Source organism: Acutalibacter muris, assembly GCF_002201475.1.
Classification (GTDB): Bacteria; Bacillota; Clostridia; order Oscillospirales; family Acutalibacteraceae; genus Acutalibacter; species Acutalibacter muris.
Window position 1 is genome coordinate 3,163,088 of the sequence record NZ_CP021422.1, and the last position, 14,964, is coordinate 3,178,051.

The 14,964-nt window shown below is 54.9% G+C and carries 14 protein-coding genes and 1 pseudogene; 3 read left to right on the plus strand and 12 right to left on the minus strand.

Going from position 1 to position 14,964, the window contains the following annotated elements:
* Nucleotides 1-21: 21 nt before the first annotated feature.
* The 4 genes from ADH66_RS16105 to ADH66_RS16120 form a co-directional block, all read right to left on the minus strand.
* Nucleotides 22-1,575, minus strand: coding sequence for an ABC transporter substrate-binding protein (locus ADH66_RS16105; RefSeq protein ID WP_066538737.1), 1,554 nt, complete (start codon nt 1,573-1,575; stop codon nt 22-24).
* Nucleotides 1,576-1,928: 353 nt separating this feature from the next.
* Nucleotides 1,929-2,900: a LacI family DNA-binding transcriptional regulator gene (locus ADH66_RS16110; protein WP_257789543.1), complete on the minus strand. Its 972-nt coding sequence runs from the start codon at nt 2,898-2,900 to the stop codon at nt 1,929-1,931.
* Between the two features lie 339 nt (nt 2,901-3,239).
* A complete protein-coding gene (locus tag ADH66_RS16115; RefSeq protein WP_066538735.1) occupies nt 3,240-4,415 on the minus strand; it encodes an alpha/beta hydrolase in 1,176 nt (391 codons plus the stop codon).
* Nucleotides 4,416-4,570: 155 nt separating this feature from the next.
* The gene (locus ADH66_RS16120) at nt 4,571-6,235 is read right to left on the minus strand and encodes a glycoside hydrolase family 32 protein (protein ID WP_157130659.1); all 1,665 of its coding nucleotides are present in this window, start codon (nt 6,233-6,235) and stop codon (nt 4,571-4,573) included.
* 353 nt (nt 6,236-6,588) lie between these two features.
* Here ADH66_RS16120 and ADH66_RS20715 point away from each other — a divergent pair, with 353 nt between their 5' ends.
* From ADH66_RS20715 to ADH66_RS16130, 3 genes are all read left to right on the plus strand, one after another.
* Complete coding sequence (locus ADH66_RS20715) at nt 6,589-6,792, plus strand: hypothetical protein (protein ID WP_207653005.1); 204 nt, start codon at nt 6,589-6,591, stop codon at nt 6,790-6,792.
* Nucleotides 6,789-8,132 carry an MATE family efflux transporter gene (locus ADH66_RS16125; RefSeq protein WP_066538732.1) on the plus strand — a complete coding sequence of 448 codons (1,344 nt, stop codon included), beginning with the start codon at nt 6,789-6,791 and terminating at the stop codon, nt 8,130-8,132. The genes ADH66_RS20715 and ADH66_RS16125 overlap by 4 nt, the downstream gene beginning before the upstream one ends.
* A gap of 390 nt (nt 8,133-8,522) precedes the next feature.
* Nucleotides 8,523-8,807: an MGMT family protein gene (locus ADH66_RS16130; RefSeq protein ID WP_084384418.1), complete on the plus strand. Its 285-nt coding sequence runs from the start codon at nt 8,523-8,525 to the stop codon at nt 8,805-8,807.
* A 16-nt stretch (nt 8,808-8,823) separates the two neighbouring features.
* Here the strand turns inward: ADH66_RS16130 and ADH66_RS21380 are convergent, their stop codons facing one another.
* From ADH66_RS21380 to ADH66_RS16160, 8 genes and pseudogenes are all read right to left on the minus strand, one after another.
* Nucleotides 8,824-8,958 carry a hypothetical protein gene (locus ADH66_RS21380; protein ID WP_257789544.1) on the minus strand — a complete coding sequence of 45 codons (135 nt, stop codon included), beginning with the start codon at nt 8,956-8,958 and terminating at the stop codon, nt 8,824-8,826.
* 147 nt (nt 8,959-9,105) lie between these two features.
* Nucleotides 9,106-9,675: pseudogene (locus tag ADH66_RS16135) on the minus strand (IS630 family transposase); the annotation flags it as partial.
* A gap of 21 nt (nt 9,676-9,696) precedes the next feature.
* On the minus strand, nt 9,697-10,149 hold the full coding sequence (locus ADH66_RS16140; RefSeq protein ID WP_084384191.1) for a winged helix-turn-helix domain-containing protein: 453 nt from the start codon (nt 10,147-10,149) through the stop codon (nt 9,697-9,699).
* 20 nt (nt 10,150-10,169) lie between these two features.
* Nucleotides 10,170-10,973 carry a hypothetical protein gene (locus tag ADH66_RS16145; RefSeq protein ID WP_066538727.1) on the minus strand — a complete coding sequence of 268 codons (804 nt, stop codon included), beginning with the start codon at nt 10,971-10,973 and terminating at the stop codon, nt 10,170-10,172.
* A gap of 47 nt (nt 10,974-11,020) precedes the next feature.
* On the minus strand, nt 11,021-11,320 hold the full coding sequence (locus ADH66_RS20205) for a hypothetical protein (RefSeq protein ID WP_157130658.1): 300 nt from the start codon (nt 11,318-11,320) through the stop codon (nt 11,021-11,023).
* Nucleotides 11,272-13,350, minus strand: coding sequence for a ferrous iron transport protein B (gene feoB, locus ADH66_RS16150; protein ID WP_066538726.1), 2,079 nt, complete (start codon nt 13,348-13,350; stop codon nt 11,272-11,274). The genes ADH66_RS20205 and feoB overlap by 49 nt, the downstream gene beginning before the upstream one ends.
* The gene (locus tag ADH66_RS16155; RefSeq protein WP_066538724.1) at nt 13,351-13,575 is read right to left on the minus strand and encodes a FeoA family protein; all 225 of its coding nucleotides are present in this window, start codon (nt 13,573-13,575) and stop codon (nt 13,351-13,353) included. It lies immediately after the preceding gene.
* A 105-nt stretch (nt 13,576-13,680) separates the two neighbouring features.
* Entirely contained in the window at nt 13,681-14,958 is a 1,278-nt protein-coding gene (locus ADH66_RS16160) for a M28 family metallopeptidase (RefSeq protein ID WP_066538722.1), read from the minus strand.
* Nucleotides 14,959-14,964: the final 6 nt, after the last annotated feature.

Here is a 14,964-nt window from a genome sequence, read left to right on the forward strand (position 1 = left end):
CGGCAATCCATGAAATATAAATCATTTGCCCAGGAACTCGTCCAGCTGCTCCTGACGGGCGGCGATAATCTCGTCAATGCCGGCGGCTTTCAGGTCCTCCTGGAACTTCGCCAGGGTGGCGTCGAAGTCCTCCACAGAACCGGCGGCCAAGGGGTTGGCATACTGATTGACCACGTTGGTGCAAGCGGAAACCGCGTCGGAAACACCGGTCAGGTCAAACTGACAGCCAAAAGCTTTTGACTGCTTGGCGCTGGCATTGGCGTTCAGCAGCTGGTCAAAGTAGTCGGCGGGATACTCAAAGGGAATGGAGAGGGTGGAGTTCTGGTTCGCCCAGGAGTAGCCCAAGCACCAGCCTACCGTGGTGATGTCCTGACCGTCCACATAGGTGGCGGTGCCATCCTCCAGCACCTGATAGTGCTGGCCCTCAATGCCGTTGATCAGCAGGTTCTCCACGTCGGCGTCGGTAGAAAGCAGGTACAGCAGGCCGGCGGCTTTCTCAGGATTCTTGGTGGCGGGGTTAATGCAGCCATAAGCGCCGGGTGTTACCGCGACAGTGTCCTCATAGATCTGCAGGGAAGCGCAGTCCACACCAAAGTTGCTGCTGGACCAGATGCCGTTCATCTCGGCACTGAAGTGGCCCGCGAAGCAGCCGAAGCACTTGCCGGTGGGGATGAAGTCCACGGGGGCTTCGGTGGAGTTCAGCAGGTCAGGCATATAGATGCCCATCTCTTTCCACTTCTTGAAGTAGCTTACCAGCTCGGTGTAATACTCGCTCTCATAGTAGTTTATGACCGTCTCATCCTGGCCCATATTGCCCAGCACGCCCAGCTTGTTGCCATCGCCCAAACTGTCCACGCGGCTGTCGCCGATGTTGGGCGCGCCGTTGTTCGGCCCGATGATGGGGGTGTCGGGATATTTGTCATGAACCTTCTGGAACAGCTCGGTCAGCTTTTCCAGGTTGATCTTGTCGCCATTCTTATAGTCGAACTCCTCGGCTATGTCGGCGCGGATGGTGAAGCAGGGCACAGAAGCCTGGTCCAGCAGACGGCCCACGCCGTACAGCTTGCCGTTAATGCGGCCGGACTCGTACACGTTCTCGCCCAGAGCCTTCTTCATCTCCTCGGCATAGGGCTCCATAAGGCTGTCCAGCTCCATGGCCTGGCCCTGGCTGGCTACGTTTACAAAGCTGGTGCCAATGCCGGCATAGAAAACGTCCAGGGTGTCGTCGCCGCCAGCCAGCAGCAGGTTCATCTGCTGAGTCGCGTTGCCGATCTCAATGGTGATGATCTCCACATTGCAGCCGATCTTCTCGCGGGTAATCTTGCTGAGAGCGGCCTCAATGTCGGCAGTGTCGGCGGGGGTGGCGCCGCAGGTAACCATCAGGCTGATGGTGGGAACGTCCCCGTCGTCCGTGCTGGTCTTGGAATCTTCGCCAGAAGCTTCTGAGCTGTCGTTCTTGCTGGAAGTGCTGTTGTCTCCGCCGGCGGTGGAGCTTTCATTGTTGCCACCACAAGCTGCGAACAGGGTAACAACAAGAGTCAGAGCCAGCAGGAGTGCGAAAATGCGTTTCGTCATAATTTTACCTCCTAAAGTATGTTTTACGGCCTGCTTTTTATTTTCAAGCCGCAATTGTCTCCTCCCATTTGGGAGGAGACAGGAAAGAGCGCTCTTTCCTGGTACCATTTGCGCAAACGTTAAACTTAATGCGCAAGATAAATATAGCACGGCACTAGCAAAATGTCAATAGGTTTTTTGCTTTTTCGACCAACTTTTAGTATCTATTCTCCTTTAAATGTGAAAAAAATGGGAATCGATATAGAAATACGCTGTAAGATTCACGTCGAATCGCGCAACCGATTGTCGTATCTCGCGGAAATTTGGCGCAAAAAAGCGGGACAGCCGAGGCTGTCCCGCAAATTTCGCTGCATCTATCTAATAACGCTTGCCCCCGGCCCGGAGCTGTTCCGCCGCAGGAAAGCCACCGGCAGCACCGAACGATCCGGCACCATTTTGCCCTCAATACGCTGCAGCAGAATATCCACTGCCAAGCTGCCCATCTCACGGATAGGCTGCACCACCGTGCTAATTCCGCAGTAGTCGGAAAGATCGATTCCGTCAAACCCCACCACCACCAGCCGCCGCAGCTTTTCCCGCACGCTGCCCAGGCAGTTGATAAGCCGGGCGGCAAGCACGTCACTAGTGGCAAAAATGCCGTCCGGCTGCGGCCCTCCCTGGAAAACCGCAGCGATATCATCGCTTAGCCCCTCCGCGAACAAGTCCTCCGCGCCGATAAAATAGGTCCCGGCGTCCAGCCCCAACCGGCCGCACTCCTCCAAAAACCCCTGATAGCGCAGATAAGACGGCAGATATTCTGAAACTTGGTTGCCAAACAGCAGCACGCGCCGACAGCCGCTTTCTGCCATCTCTCGGGCAACCAGCGCCCCGCCCTTGTAGTTGTCGCAGGAAACCGACGGGATGTCCGGAATGGTCCGCTCAATGCTCACAATAGGGAAATCGTTTTTAAAATAGCTGGCCGCCTCCTCGATCCGGCTGCATATCATCACGCCCGCCACATTATTGGCGCATAACATGGAAAAGCTCTCCATCTCCCGCTGAGGGTCCTGTCCCGAAGTGCAGAGCATTAGCTTATAGCCTGCGCGGTAGCTGGCCTGCTCAATGGAATCCGTCAGCTTGCTGAAGAACGGATGGGCGATATACGGCACAATAAGCCCCAGCAGATGGCTGTTTTTGTTGGAGAGCGACCGGGCCATCTCGTTGGGAAAATAGTTCAGCTCTTTCACCGCCTGGAACACCTTGTCTCGAGTCTCCTGACTGATCGCGCCCCGGTTGTTCAGCACCCGGGATACCGTTGTCACAGATACGCCCACTTTGGTTGCCACATCTTTTAAGGTAGCCAACAATTATCACCCCAAAAACGGCCCGCGCCAAAATGTCCCAGACCGAAAATCCTAATTATATAATAATACACATCTTTAAATTTGTCAATCGCCTAAAACCTCGAAGACTAGAGCCTGCCCACACAAAGTAATTCTACCCATCTTTTCAGCGGATTTTGCCTGGTTCCGCATGAAAAAGAACTTCAAGAATCACGAGACCATAAAACCTCCCGATTCCTGCACTTTTTGTCTGAAACCCGATAAATCCTCTTTGAAAATCTGAATATCCCACTTGCATGAACAGGCTCTGAAAAAGGGACGATACACCGCCCCTTTTTCCCTTTATTTAAAGATCAGCTGCGCGAAGTCCCGCAGGCACTCCCGCCACACGTTCCACTCGTGTTCCCCAATATAAATCTTCTCGATATGGGCCTTACTCTCACCGGGTGCCAGACCTTTCTCTGCAAACAACTCCCCGTCACGCTTAAAGCTGTCCAGCGCTACAAAATCCGTATCGCCGCAAGCCCGGAAGAACACCTTGAAATCTTGCTCAAACTTCTCCTTATTGTCCAACTCCGCCAGGTGGGGGCTGTTCTGATAGCGTCCCTTATGCGAAGCGACAAAACCGCTGAACACGCCTGCGTAGCCAAACAGCTCCGGATGGCTGAGCGTGGTAACGCTGGTCTGCATGGAACCCATGGAAAGTCCGGCCATGGCCCGGTCCCATTTGCTCGTACGCACACGGTAGCGGGACTCGATAAAGGGAAGGCAGTCCTGAAGGAGTACATCGGTCAGCTTTTCAATATCCAGCACCCGCAATCCGTCCTCTACCTTTTGCACCATGCCGTTATTCATCACCACAATGCAAGGCGCCGCTTTCCCTTGGGCAATCAGGTTATCCAGGATGAAGTTGGCTCGGCCCTGGTGCACCCAGCACTGCTCGTTCTCGCCGTGGCCATGCTGCAAATACAATACCGGGTATTCCTCCCGGCCGCCTTTCATGTAGCCAGGGGGCGTATAGACCAGACAGCTTCTGACACAGCCGGCCACCTTGGAGGGGTAGTATTCCTGGGTCACAGAGCCGTGTGGCACCTCCTCCCGGTATAGGAAGAAATCCCGATCCGGCTGGGGGATGTCCGCGTAGTTGATGGGCCTGGACGCACCAAAACCGATAGGTGCCATGGGGTTCAGCACCTCCGCGCCGTCCACATAGAACGCTACCGGGCAGAAGCCGCCTGTGCCGCCCTCTACCACAGCGGTCCAAAGGCCGTCAATATCTTTCTCCAACTCATAGCGCTGGCGGTGGACTTCTGCTGAAACGGAAGCCGCTTGTGGCGCAAGAAAGCTAAGGACCATCTTGCCGTCCTCTGTTACACAAATTCCAGGCGGCAGAGGCTTTCCCTCAAAGGCCAGAGCAGTGCCCGCCTCTTTCCCCAGAGGCAGCTGGGGGTCAAAACTGGCGGACGTGTCGGTGATAGCACAGTTCAGTTTCGCAGATGGATAGATGTTCTCGGTCATGTTCCGTTACCTCTTTTCTATTTTTATAAGATTTGAAAGCACTTAATTTATAGCGGATTTGTGCTGTGAAAGCGATTGCCGCCAGTCGTGCCCAAACGCGGGCGCAGGAGGTCTTCACTCCTATCAGCTGTAGACCAGAACTATACGCGGCTGCGCTATGAGCCAGCGGGGGCCTCCTCACTCCACATATTCCCCAGCCGGTGCAGCTCCAGGTCAATTCCTATCCCCGCCTCCAAATATACCGGGCGGAGGGAGATATCGTTCGGATCCAAGATCGCCGCGATTGCCATACCGAAGCGCCCCTCGTTGGCAAACACCTCGACAGAACAGCGGTCCGTGACTACTCGCAGATCCAGCTCCTCCCCCACCGGACCGATGTCATAGGCCCCCACAGGAAGCAGAAGTCTGCCGGTATTCGGGTCGTAGACAATTAGCATACCCCGCACCGAAATAGCGATCAGCTTGCCCGGCTTCACCGTAAATCGAAAACGGATATCCATGGCCTCGCCCAAATATTGGCTCGGGATCCGTTCAATCTCTTCCAGGCCCCGGTTTTTGAATTCAAAGGTATTCTCATACAAGGCTCCCACCTCCTGAATCGGCTGCTGAAACAGCCTTGGACCCTCCTCCGTGGTGCGTAAGGTAAGTTCCACAGGCAGGCTCGCGCAGCTCACGAACGGCCCGCTTTTCGGACAAACCCGCACCCAGGCCATTTGAACCACCCGGCCCTCCGGCGCGCCGGTAAAGGTTTGGGCGGCATAGCCGCCAGGCGAACGGAGAGAATCGCTGTAGGCCGAATACGCCCTGTGGCTGGGACCTTGCACCGCGTCGGTCTCCGGCACAAAATGCCGCCCATGAAAGCGGCCGACCAGGTAGCTGTCCGTAGACCCCCATAGCACCCATTTTACCTGTCCGGGGTCCCCCTCCAGCGGAAGCGCAAACAGGTCCGGACACTCCGCCGCACCACGGATATGCAGCTCGTCCCCTTGCTCCCAATGCAGCAGGTCATCCGAATATAAGATCATATACCGGTCATTGTCCAGGAAAATCGCCATTGCCCAGCATTCCCCGGTCCACACCACCTTGGGGTCCCGGTTCATAAAGGAGAGATTGGGCACAATGGGGTTGCCGGGATACTTTTCAAAGCTCCGCCCCCCGTCGGTACTCACGGCTACGGCGATCTCAAAGGACCGCCCCCGGCTCCAACGGGTCTTGCTGCCGGCCGGCGTATAGAACAGAAATATCGGCGGCTCTCCCCCCACTCCCAGGCCCGAGGTATTGTCCACATCCACCACCCCGCCCCCGGAATACATCCGCCCGGTTTCGTCAGGCAGCAGAGCATACGGCAGCTCGCGCCAGTGTATCAGGTCGCGGCTCACCGCATGAAGCCAGTGTGTGTTGCCTGCCGAAAAGCCATAAGGGTTCAACTGGGCAAAATAGTGGTATTCCCCTCTATGGTAAAACAGTCCGTTGGGATCGTTCATAAAGCCGCGCATAGGCGTGAAATGGGCCAGCGGCCGCTCCGGCTCTTGATAAAGCGCCGCGTCCCTCGTTCGATCGGAAACCTCCAGCAGCTCCAGCAGGCGCTCCTCTCCGCCCTCCAGCCGCAGCTCCAGCTCCTGTCCGGCGTAGCGCTCCAAATAGAGGACGCCCCACGCCCGTGGCTTTTCCGAAAGGCTTAGCTCGTATTCCTCTAGCAGTCGGCCGTTTTGGTACAACCCTAAATACTGGATAGTCCCCGGAGCAGGAAACCACCCCTTCTGGTCGGCCAAAGGCAGCAGGAGATATTTTCCGCTGGCCTTGATTCTTCGTGTTGTCATTATAATTGCCAATGCGGTACAAAACCCGCGAAAAGCGGACCGCTCCTTTCCTTTTATTCGTTACCTTGACAGGCAATCTCGTTGAGTTTCAGTATACGGCAATACTTCCAATATGTCAATCGTTTTCCTAAAATTTTTTCAGTTATTTATGCGCGGCTTTTTGAGGTTGCTTCTCTATATATCAAATAATACAGCAAAAACACACAGTTTTAACCTCTATATTTTATCAAAATCACAGCATATCCCTCTACCTTGCTTCACGATGGTTCCTACATAAAAGTCAACCGATTTTTCTTTTATCCGGCGGTGTTGACTATAAAATAAGTTTTCGCTATAATTACAAATAGACAAAAATGCAGCCGCCATATCACTTAAAAAGCAATCGCAGCATAAGGGGGACGGGCCTGGACGGACATCCCCAGCGCATAGAGACATGGGTCGCGGCAATTCCAGAGGTTTTCGGTGAAAGGCTGGGTCTGGCGGAAATCAGCTACGAAAATGTGGCCCCGAAGCCGAAAAACCGGCGCAGAACTTTGCGAGAACAGGAGGAACTATGAACACGGGCAGCAAAGATTTTTCCACCGGCTCAGTGAAACGGCAGATCGTCGCTCAGGCCGTTCCGCTCACCGTGGCTCAGGTGGTACAGCTTCTCTATAACGTGGTGGACCGAATCTACATCGGGCATTTGCCCCAAGTGGGCGATATGGCCCTCACAGGACTGGGGGTCACTTTCCCGGTAATCGTGATCATCGCCGCCTTTACCAGTCTGTTTGGCAGCGGCAGTACAGCGCTATTCTCCATTGCCCGGGGCCGCCGGGACGAGGAGGAAGCCGGACGCATTTTGGGCAATGCTTTTGCCTTACTCATGCTGGCTTCGGCCGTGTTGTTTGGATTTTGCTATTTGCTTCGCGAACCCATTCTTTATCTATTTGGAGCAAGCCCAGTGTCCGTAGGATATGCCAGCCAATACCTGGAAATCTACCTCTTCGGCACAGCCTTTTCTATGGCCGCCACCGGCCTGAACGGCTACATAAACGCCCAGGGCTTTCCCCGCACCGGTATGCTCACCACCATTCTGGGCGCGGCGGCAAACATTGCCCTGGACCCTGTGTTCATCTTCGGCTTCGGTATGGGGGTGCGGGGCGCTGCGCTGGCCACGGTAATCAGCCAAGGACTTTCCGCCGCATGGGTGCTGCGCTTCCTCACAGGCAAAAAGGCCCTTCTGAAGCTCCGTTCGGACATGATTCGGATCAACTGGAAACGCACTAAGTCCATTATGGCTATCGGCCTGCCAGGCTTCGTTATGCAAGGGACCAACAGCCTGGTGCAGATTGTGTGCAACAACCAGCTGCAAGCTTATGGCGGCGACCTATACGTAGGGATCATGACCGTACTGAATTCCGTGCGGGAGATCCTCTCCTTGCCGGTGATGGGGATCACCTCTGGAGCGCAGCCGGTGCTGGGCTTCAATTACGGCGCCAAGAAAAACGACCGGGTCAAGGAGGGTATTCGGTTCATGGCGTTGCTGGGCGTAGCCTACACCGTTTTGGCCTGGATCGGGGTCATGCTGGTCCCCCAGCAGCTGATGGCGGTGTTCTCCGGCGACACTGCCCTTGTGAATACCGGCGCGCATATGCTAAATTTGTACTTCTTTGGCTTTTTCTTTATGGCGTTCCAATTCGCCGGGCAGACCACTTTCCAGTCCTTGGGCAAGGTAAAGCAGGCCATTTTCTTCTCCCTGTTCCGCAAGGTGATGATTGTAGTCCCCCTTACACTAGTGCTGCCCACCATCGGTCTTGGCGTAGAGGGCGTGTTTTTGGCGGAGCCCATCTCCAACGCGGTAGGTGGGCTGGCCTGTTTCCTCACCATGCGGACCATTATCTACCGAAAGCTTTAAAGCTTGTTTGGAGATAGAGACAAGGGTGGTTTTAGGGCTAGAGAGGAAACGGTTCCAACGCGGGAACCGCAAGCCAGACTGGTCGAGGATTCTTAGAACCTGTATTCACAAGGGATCCATCGTGTGGTAAATCGGGCTTTCCCCATTAACCGCCTGATAACTCCGACTCTGAGAACCGCTGGCTCGAATCCAGTCAAGCGCGGCAGATTGCTTTTGCGAGATGGCTTTGCAGGAATATCCTGCTCTAAAAGCAGAGAAAGAAAAGGCTGTTGAAGCTGGTAATTACGATGATTTCCGCAAGGATATTGCCCAGCGGTATAGTAAGCTCCTTTCGTACACGGAGGAGTCGGGATTGGATTCCCATGCGGACTATCTCAATGAGTCAGCGGTGTGCGGAGCCCTGACCGAAGGGGGAATCCCTACTCCCCGGAGGGGCTGCCCTGCCATCGGGTAGTCTACCGGGACGGCACTCTGTGCTGTAACCAAGCTTTTGGGGGCAAGGAAATTCAGCAGCAGATGCTGGGGGCGGAGGGCGTCCCTTTTCTGCCGGACGGAAGGGCCGATTTGCGGATTTGCCAGTGGGAGGGGCCGGAGCTGGGACCTGTCCAGAAAGCGGCACCTTTGCCAAAACGCAAATTGCAATTATACGATACAATGGAAAAAGGAGCGGAATGACCCGCTCCTTTTATAGTTAATTGGCGTTCCATAAACTACGGCTGCCCTTTTCGCGGCAGATAGTCCAGGACCCCGGCTTGACCTTGTGCATGACCTTCTCGATAAAGCCGTTCTTATCTAACCAAAAGGCCGTGGCACTGGTGCTGTTCAAACAACATCGGCGCGGATAACTTTCATCTTTGCTGTTCCCGGAGTGGTGTTGGTGCTGGCTCTTACAGCAAATTTAGGTATCTCATAGGGATTAATAATTACCGCTGGCCCATTACCGATTCCATACTTTAACCCATACCCTATGTTATTACCCCCGAACAAGAATATAGGAAATCTGATTATGTTGAAAGAAAGCGGAGACCTTATCAGGAGAATGTTGTAATGTTCGCATGAAGGAAGTAGTTTTATGGCGGATATCGTATATGGTCCGAGGTAAGTCGCCAGAATGGACCGAAAGTTTCAGCGCGTGATTGAGATATTCGTCCGGATTGCTCTCGGGAGCATAGGGCGGCAGAAAGAACAGCTCGATTTTATCCCGATGCTTGTCCAGCCAGGCTGCGGCTTTCTTCCCGTGGTGCACCTTTAAGTTGTCCAAAATCAGGAAAACCTTTTGGTTGGAGGTCCGAATCAACCGGTCCATAAATTGGATCAGGCGCTGCTGGTTCATGGAATCCTCGTACATCATAAAGCGAACGTCCCCCTGCCTGCTCAGGGCGGAAAGCATATTCAGCCTCTCTCTTTTCGTTTCCACCGACAGAACAGGAGGCTGTCCTTTGGGTGCAAACCCGCGCTCACAGTTCGAGCAGTTGTCGATTCCAGTCTCGTCTCCCCAGTAAATCACGGCATTTTCTGCCTTGGCCCGCTGGTCGATGGCCGGATATTCTTCCTCCCGCCACCTTTAGATACGGGAAGGATTCTGTTTCCGGGCACGCTTGACCGGACGCTGGCACGTCAAGCCCCAGCGCCGCATATAATCCGACACACTGCCGTCCGAGATCTTTTTCCGATACCTTTTCCAGACGTATGCACACACTTTCTTCAGCGTCCACAGACTCCCAGGAATGCCGAATTCCTCTGGGCGGCGGGTAACAATCGTTTCCCGTATTTCCGCCTGCTCCTCCGGTGTCAGAAGCAGATGCGTCCCCTTCTGGAATCCGTGTTTCTTCGGTTCCAGCGCTTTGTCTCCCTCTCGCTTATATGCCGTCCATATTTCGCTGGCGCGACTCTGCCGTACTCCGGTTAATTCCTCTATTTCTTTCCCGGTTTTCCCCATCTTTTTGAGGCGTACGACCTGCCGGCGTATCTGCTTGAGTTCTCCACTTTTCAGTTTTCGTAAATCTATGTATTCCATACTCTCTATTTTACCACTTTCTACTGCTTTTTTCTAGGTCGTTTTTCAGGAATAATATTACCTTTGTCATTATTAAGGCCAATATTAATACTGGTTAAACCTGAAGTCTTGAATTCAGTGGCATACGCAGTTACCATATTAAGCACTCCCGCCTTAGGCAAAGCCGTAAGGAACGGATGTGCCGCACTGCTGGAGTTATTTTTATAAATCCACGTGTCCTTATTATATATAGTTTCTGCGTTTTTTACTGTGGCTTTAGCGCCGTTTAATAAGTTGCCGGCAGTCTTATTAGGTGCAGAAACCTCCTCCGCGCTACCAGCAGGGACCGGCGCATCGGCAGCTTCGCTTTTAGGAACCTCCCAGCCTGGGAAAAGCTCACTGAACTTTGGGGTTATGCTGAACTGGCGGTTGTTGGAGTCAATAGAGGCCATCATAACACCACTAATTGTGTCATTTACCCAGGAATGGCTGTAGATAACCTCCTCGCGCGCGGCCAGGATTTTCTCACGCAGCCGGCCGTCGGCCTTGTCTATATCCATATAGGCCAGCTCCAGGGTCTCGGGGGCAATATCGGATTCACGGGATTTTATATCACCGTTCACCTCCGTCCACCCTGCGGCAAGATATGCCTCGCGGAACATCCGCACTTGGACATCATAATCCAGCTCGGACAAATCCATCGAGGACATATTTTCCATGATCGACAAGTTAATGTCATTAGCCTCCTGCATTAGGTCAGGGTCCGACTCCCCGGCGGCTGATGCTGAAACCGCCAATAAGGATATCAGCAGGGCCACCGCTAAAGACATCAGTATTTTCTTCATCGTTTAATGCAGCTCCTTTCGCTATTTCAAATTTTCTCAGGCTGCGTTCACGTGACATCTGTCCCCCTTTTTAATATATTTGCCTGCGCAAATATATTATAATAACGATGGTTGTTATTGTCAATAGCTTTTGCAAAAAATTTATTAGATATATAAAGAAAATAAAATTGATAATTTCCGAAGGTATGATTTCTTATAAGCTGTATGCCGGGCTGTCCGCCCATCAGTTCGGAAAAAGTTAAAGAGCCGCAGCTGCGGCTCTTTTCATATCTCTCCCAAAAACCGTATGGTGCAGCTTTCACATAACCAGCAGCGCCAGACGGTAAACTACAAAGCTGACTATCCACGCAACAGCCACCTGGAACAGGGCTGTGCCCAGCATCCACCGCCAACTGCCAGTCTCCCTCTTTATGGTGGCCAGAGTCGCCGCACAGGGGATGTAGAGGAGCGAGAAGGTCATCAGCGCCAGGGCGTTGGCCGGTCCGAAGCCCATGCCGCCCAGTATCGCCGAAAGGGAGGCCATGCCCGCCGCGGAGTTTACGTTGTTTACGGCAAAGAGCACCGCACAGCTGGAGACCACCACTTCTTTTGCAGAAACTCCGGCAATGAGCGCCACCACTATCTGCCAGTACCCAAGGCCCACCGGGGCGAAGAAGGGCACCAGCCACCGGCCCAGAAGGGACCCGAAGGTGTCCGCCATGTCCACACTGTAGCCCCCGGGCCCGAAGTTCATAAGCGCCCACATGATGATGGAGGCCACAAAGATTATGGTGCCCGCCCGGCTCAGGTAGTCCTTCACCTTCTCCCAGACGTAGATGAAGATGGTGTGGGCGCTGGGGGACTTGTACTCAGGCAGCTCTATCAGAAGTGAGTTGCTGTGCGCGCCGCCCCTGCGCCCCTCCATAAGCCGCATGATAAAGGCGCAGGCAACCGCCACCAGCAGGCCGAGAAGATACATGGAGTAGGCCGCCAGCAGGGCGTGGGAGGGGAAGAACATCTCGGAAAAGAGCACATAGATGGGTAAACGTGCGCTGCAGGACATGAAGGGGGTTATGAGCATGGTCTTATACCTGTCCCGCTTGTTCTCAAGGGCTCTCGAGGCCATTATGGCCGGGACGCTGCACCCGAAGCCCAGTATCATGGGGATAAAGGCCCGGCCCGAAAGGCCCAGTCTACCCATTATGCCGTCCATGACGTAGGCCACCCGGGCCATATAGCCGCTGTCCTCCAGAAAGGCCAGGGCCAGAAACAGTATTATTATGTTGGGCAGGAAGGTGAGTATGCCGCCAACGCCGGTTATTATCCCGTCCACAATAAGGGACGTGAGCATTGGGGCAACGCCCCAGAGGTCCAGGTAGTAGAGCGTCCCCTCTGAAAACCAGTCCAGCCCCAGCTGGAAATACTCCTTTAGCCAGTCGCCCACGGTGAAGGTCAGGAAGAACACCAGGGCCATTATCAGCAGGAAGATGGGCAGGCCCCAGAAGCGGTGGGTGAGAAGATTGTCGGCCCGGTCGGTGACGGCGGTGCGCTCCTCCCGGTTCACCACCACCTCCTGGATTATCTCGTCGATGAAGTCGTACTTCTCATTGATTATGTCCTGCTCATAGCTGCGGTCCAGCACATCCGGCCGGTCTATGGGGTACTTTTCCAAAAGCTCTTTATCCCCCTCCAGCAGCTTTATGGCGTGCCAGCGGTAGTTTTGCAAACCGGGATAGCGGGCTTTAAGCTCGTCCATAAGCTGGTCTATCTTGTCCTCGATAAGGTCCGAGTATACCATGGCGTACTCAGAGTGGTGCTGGTGCTTATGCCCCGGGCGGGTGCTTTTGGTGACGGTCCTCTGCTCCCCGCCGTGGTGGTGTATAAGCGGCACGTCAGAGGGCTTATCCACATGGTGGGCGGCGGCGTGCATGAGTATGTCAAGGCCGGTCTTGCGCCGGGCCGAGACGGGTATCACCGGGATGCCCAGCATCTCCGGCAGCCGGTGGGTGTCTATCTCCATGCCCCGCTTTTCAACTATGTCCATCATGTTAAGGGCCAGTATCACTGGCTTTCCAAGCTCGATAAGCTGCAGGGTCAGGTAGAGGTTCCGCTGCAGGGCTGACGCGTCCGCCACGTCGATTATCACGTCCACCTCGTCGCTCTGTATGTACCGGCGGGTAACCTGCTCCTCCATGGTGTAGCAGGTCAGGCTGTAGGCTCCCGGCAGGTCCACCAGACGGTACTCGCTGTCGTGGAACCTGAAGCGGCCCTCCTTCTTTTCCACCGTCACCCCGGGCCAGTTGGCCACCTTCAAATTTGCGCCGGTATAGGCGTTGAAAAGGGTGGTCTTGCCGCAGTTGGGGTTCCCTGCGAAGCCAATGGCTATCTCCTTCGCCATTTAAACCGCCTCCCTTACCGATATATGCCGGGCAATATCCAGCCCCACGGCGAAGCGCGTGCCCCGCACGGTAATTATCATGGCCCCCCGCCGCTTTTTGCGCAGGACCCTCACCCCGCTGCCCTCTATCATCCCCAGGGCCTCCAAGCGTCTGGAAAGCTCGGTAGTCAGGTCTAACCCAGCCACCCGGTAGGTGGAGCCGGGAATCGCCTCCGATAGTGTCATGTTTTATCCCTCCCAGATGAATTTTATACCTAATGGAGAGGAAAGTCAATCCCCGAAACGCTAAAAGCCGGCCCCGAAGCCATGGCGGCAGGGCCGGTTTTTATATTATTTATTCTCCTCGGCCTCGGCCAGCTCCTTCTTGTAGAGGTACTTTTCAACTTCCTCCACGATGTTCTTCGGTATCTCCCGCTTCACCGGGAAGGCGGCGGCGTTGACCATGCCCCATGAGAAGGCCAGCACATAGCGGGCGGTCTTCTCCAAAGCTTCTGCGGACAGGAAGTCAAGGGTATCGAAGCGGTCGTGTATATAGGCCGCGCCCCTCTCCCCGAAGCGGCAGAAGTTCACGGCGGGCACGCCGCTGTCGGCGAAGGGTATGGAGTCGCTGGAATATATCCGCTGCTCCACCTTAGCGGAGTGGCCGTGTATCTTGGAGGCGTAGGAAATGTATTTCACCAGGTCCTCCTCGGCCATGACGGCCACGGAGTCCCGGCCCAGAATGGGCCCGCCCACGTCCACATTTATCATCAGCAGATGGTCCGAGAGCTCCTCTTTATGGGCCTTTACATAGGCCCAGCTGCCCTCAAGGCCTACCTCCTCAGAGCCGTACCACATGAACTTCACCGTGCGCTTCGGCGGGTTCTCCTTAAAGTACCGCAGCAGCTCCATGTTTATCACCGAACCCGCGCCGTTGTCGTAGACCCCCTTGGAGAAGTCCACCGAGTCGTAGTGGGCCCCGAAGGAGATTATCTCCTCTGGCTTCTCTGTGCCGGTTATGGTCGCGACTACGTTGTGAGAGGTGCGCTCCACCGTCTCGTTCTTTAATACCAGCCGGGCCTTGCGCGCTCCCCTGCGCACCATGTCTATGGCGTCCAGCACCCGGGTGTGGACCATGGGCACGTTGCCGAAGGCCCGAAGGGTCCGCCGGAGCTTGCGGGTGGACAGGTCCGTGCCCTCTCTGTCGTCCCGAAGCTGGCCCTCCATGGTGACTATCCCCGCCACACCGGCCTTTATAAGCTGCCGGAAAAGCGGCAGCCGCATAAAGCCGTTTACCAGGACTATCTTGCCCTCGGCGTTACAGAGATCCACCTCGTTGCCGTCCTCCACATAGAGGAAATCCGCCTCAAGGCCCCCCTGATAGGTGTTCTTGGCGCACTTATAGCCGGTCACCGGGTATTCCGCCTGATAGGGCTCAAGTATCTCCAAAGTGGCGGTTTCGATTTCAGCGTCCTCTATCTCAAAGCTCTCAAGCTCCGCCGGAACGCCTATCTCCTCGCACTCGGCCTTTAGTATTTCCGCAGCCTTTAATTCCTCCTGGGAGCCCGCGACCCTGGTGAAGCCTATTTTTTCCAGCAGGTCCATTGCCCGCTTGCCTGATATTCCCATGGGTTT

Excerpts from the sequence above, each read along its gene's own strand:
- ADH66_RS16115 (WP_066538735.1), bottom strand. The coding sequence starts at position 4,415 with ATGACCGAGAACATCTATCCATCTGCGAAACTGAACTGTGCTATCACC.
- ADH66_RS16105 (WP_066538737.1), bottom strand. The coding sequence starts at position 1,575 with ATGACGAAACGCATTTTCGCACTCCTGCTGGCTCTGACTCTTGTTGTT.
- ADH66_RS16125 (WP_066538732.1), top strand. The coding sequence starts at position 6,789 with ATGAACACGGGCAGCAAAGATTTTTCCACCGGCTCAGTGAAACGGCAG.
- ADH66_RS20715 (WP_207653005.1), top strand. The coding sequence starts at position 6,589 with ATGCAGCCGCCATATCACTTAAAAAGCAATCGCAGCATAAGGGGGACG.
- feoB (WP_066538726.1), bottom strand. The coding sequence starts at position 13,350 with ATGGCGAAGGAGATAGCCATTGGCTTCGCAGGGAACCCCAACTGCGGC.
- ADH66_RS16155 (WP_066538724.1), bottom strand. The coding sequence starts at position 13,575 with ATGACACTATCGGAGGCGATTCCCGGCTCCACCTACCGGGTGGCTGGG.
- ADH66_RS16140 (WP_084384191.1), bottom strand. The coding sequence starts at position 10,149 with ATGGAATACATAGATTTACGAAAACTGAAAAGTGGAGAACTCAAGCAG.
- ADH66_RS16120 (WP_157130659.1), bottom strand. The coding sequence starts at position 6,235 with ATGACAACACGAAGAATCAAGGCCAGCGGAAAATATCTCCTGCTGCCT.
- ADH66_RS16160 (WP_066538722.1), bottom strand. The coding sequence starts at position 14,958 with ATGGGAATATCAGGCAAGCGGGCAATGGACCTGCTGGAAAAAATAGGC.
- ADH66_RS16145 (WP_066538727.1), bottom strand. The coding sequence starts at position 10,973 with ATGAAGAAAATACTGATGTCTTTAGCGGTGGCCCTGCTGATATCCTTA.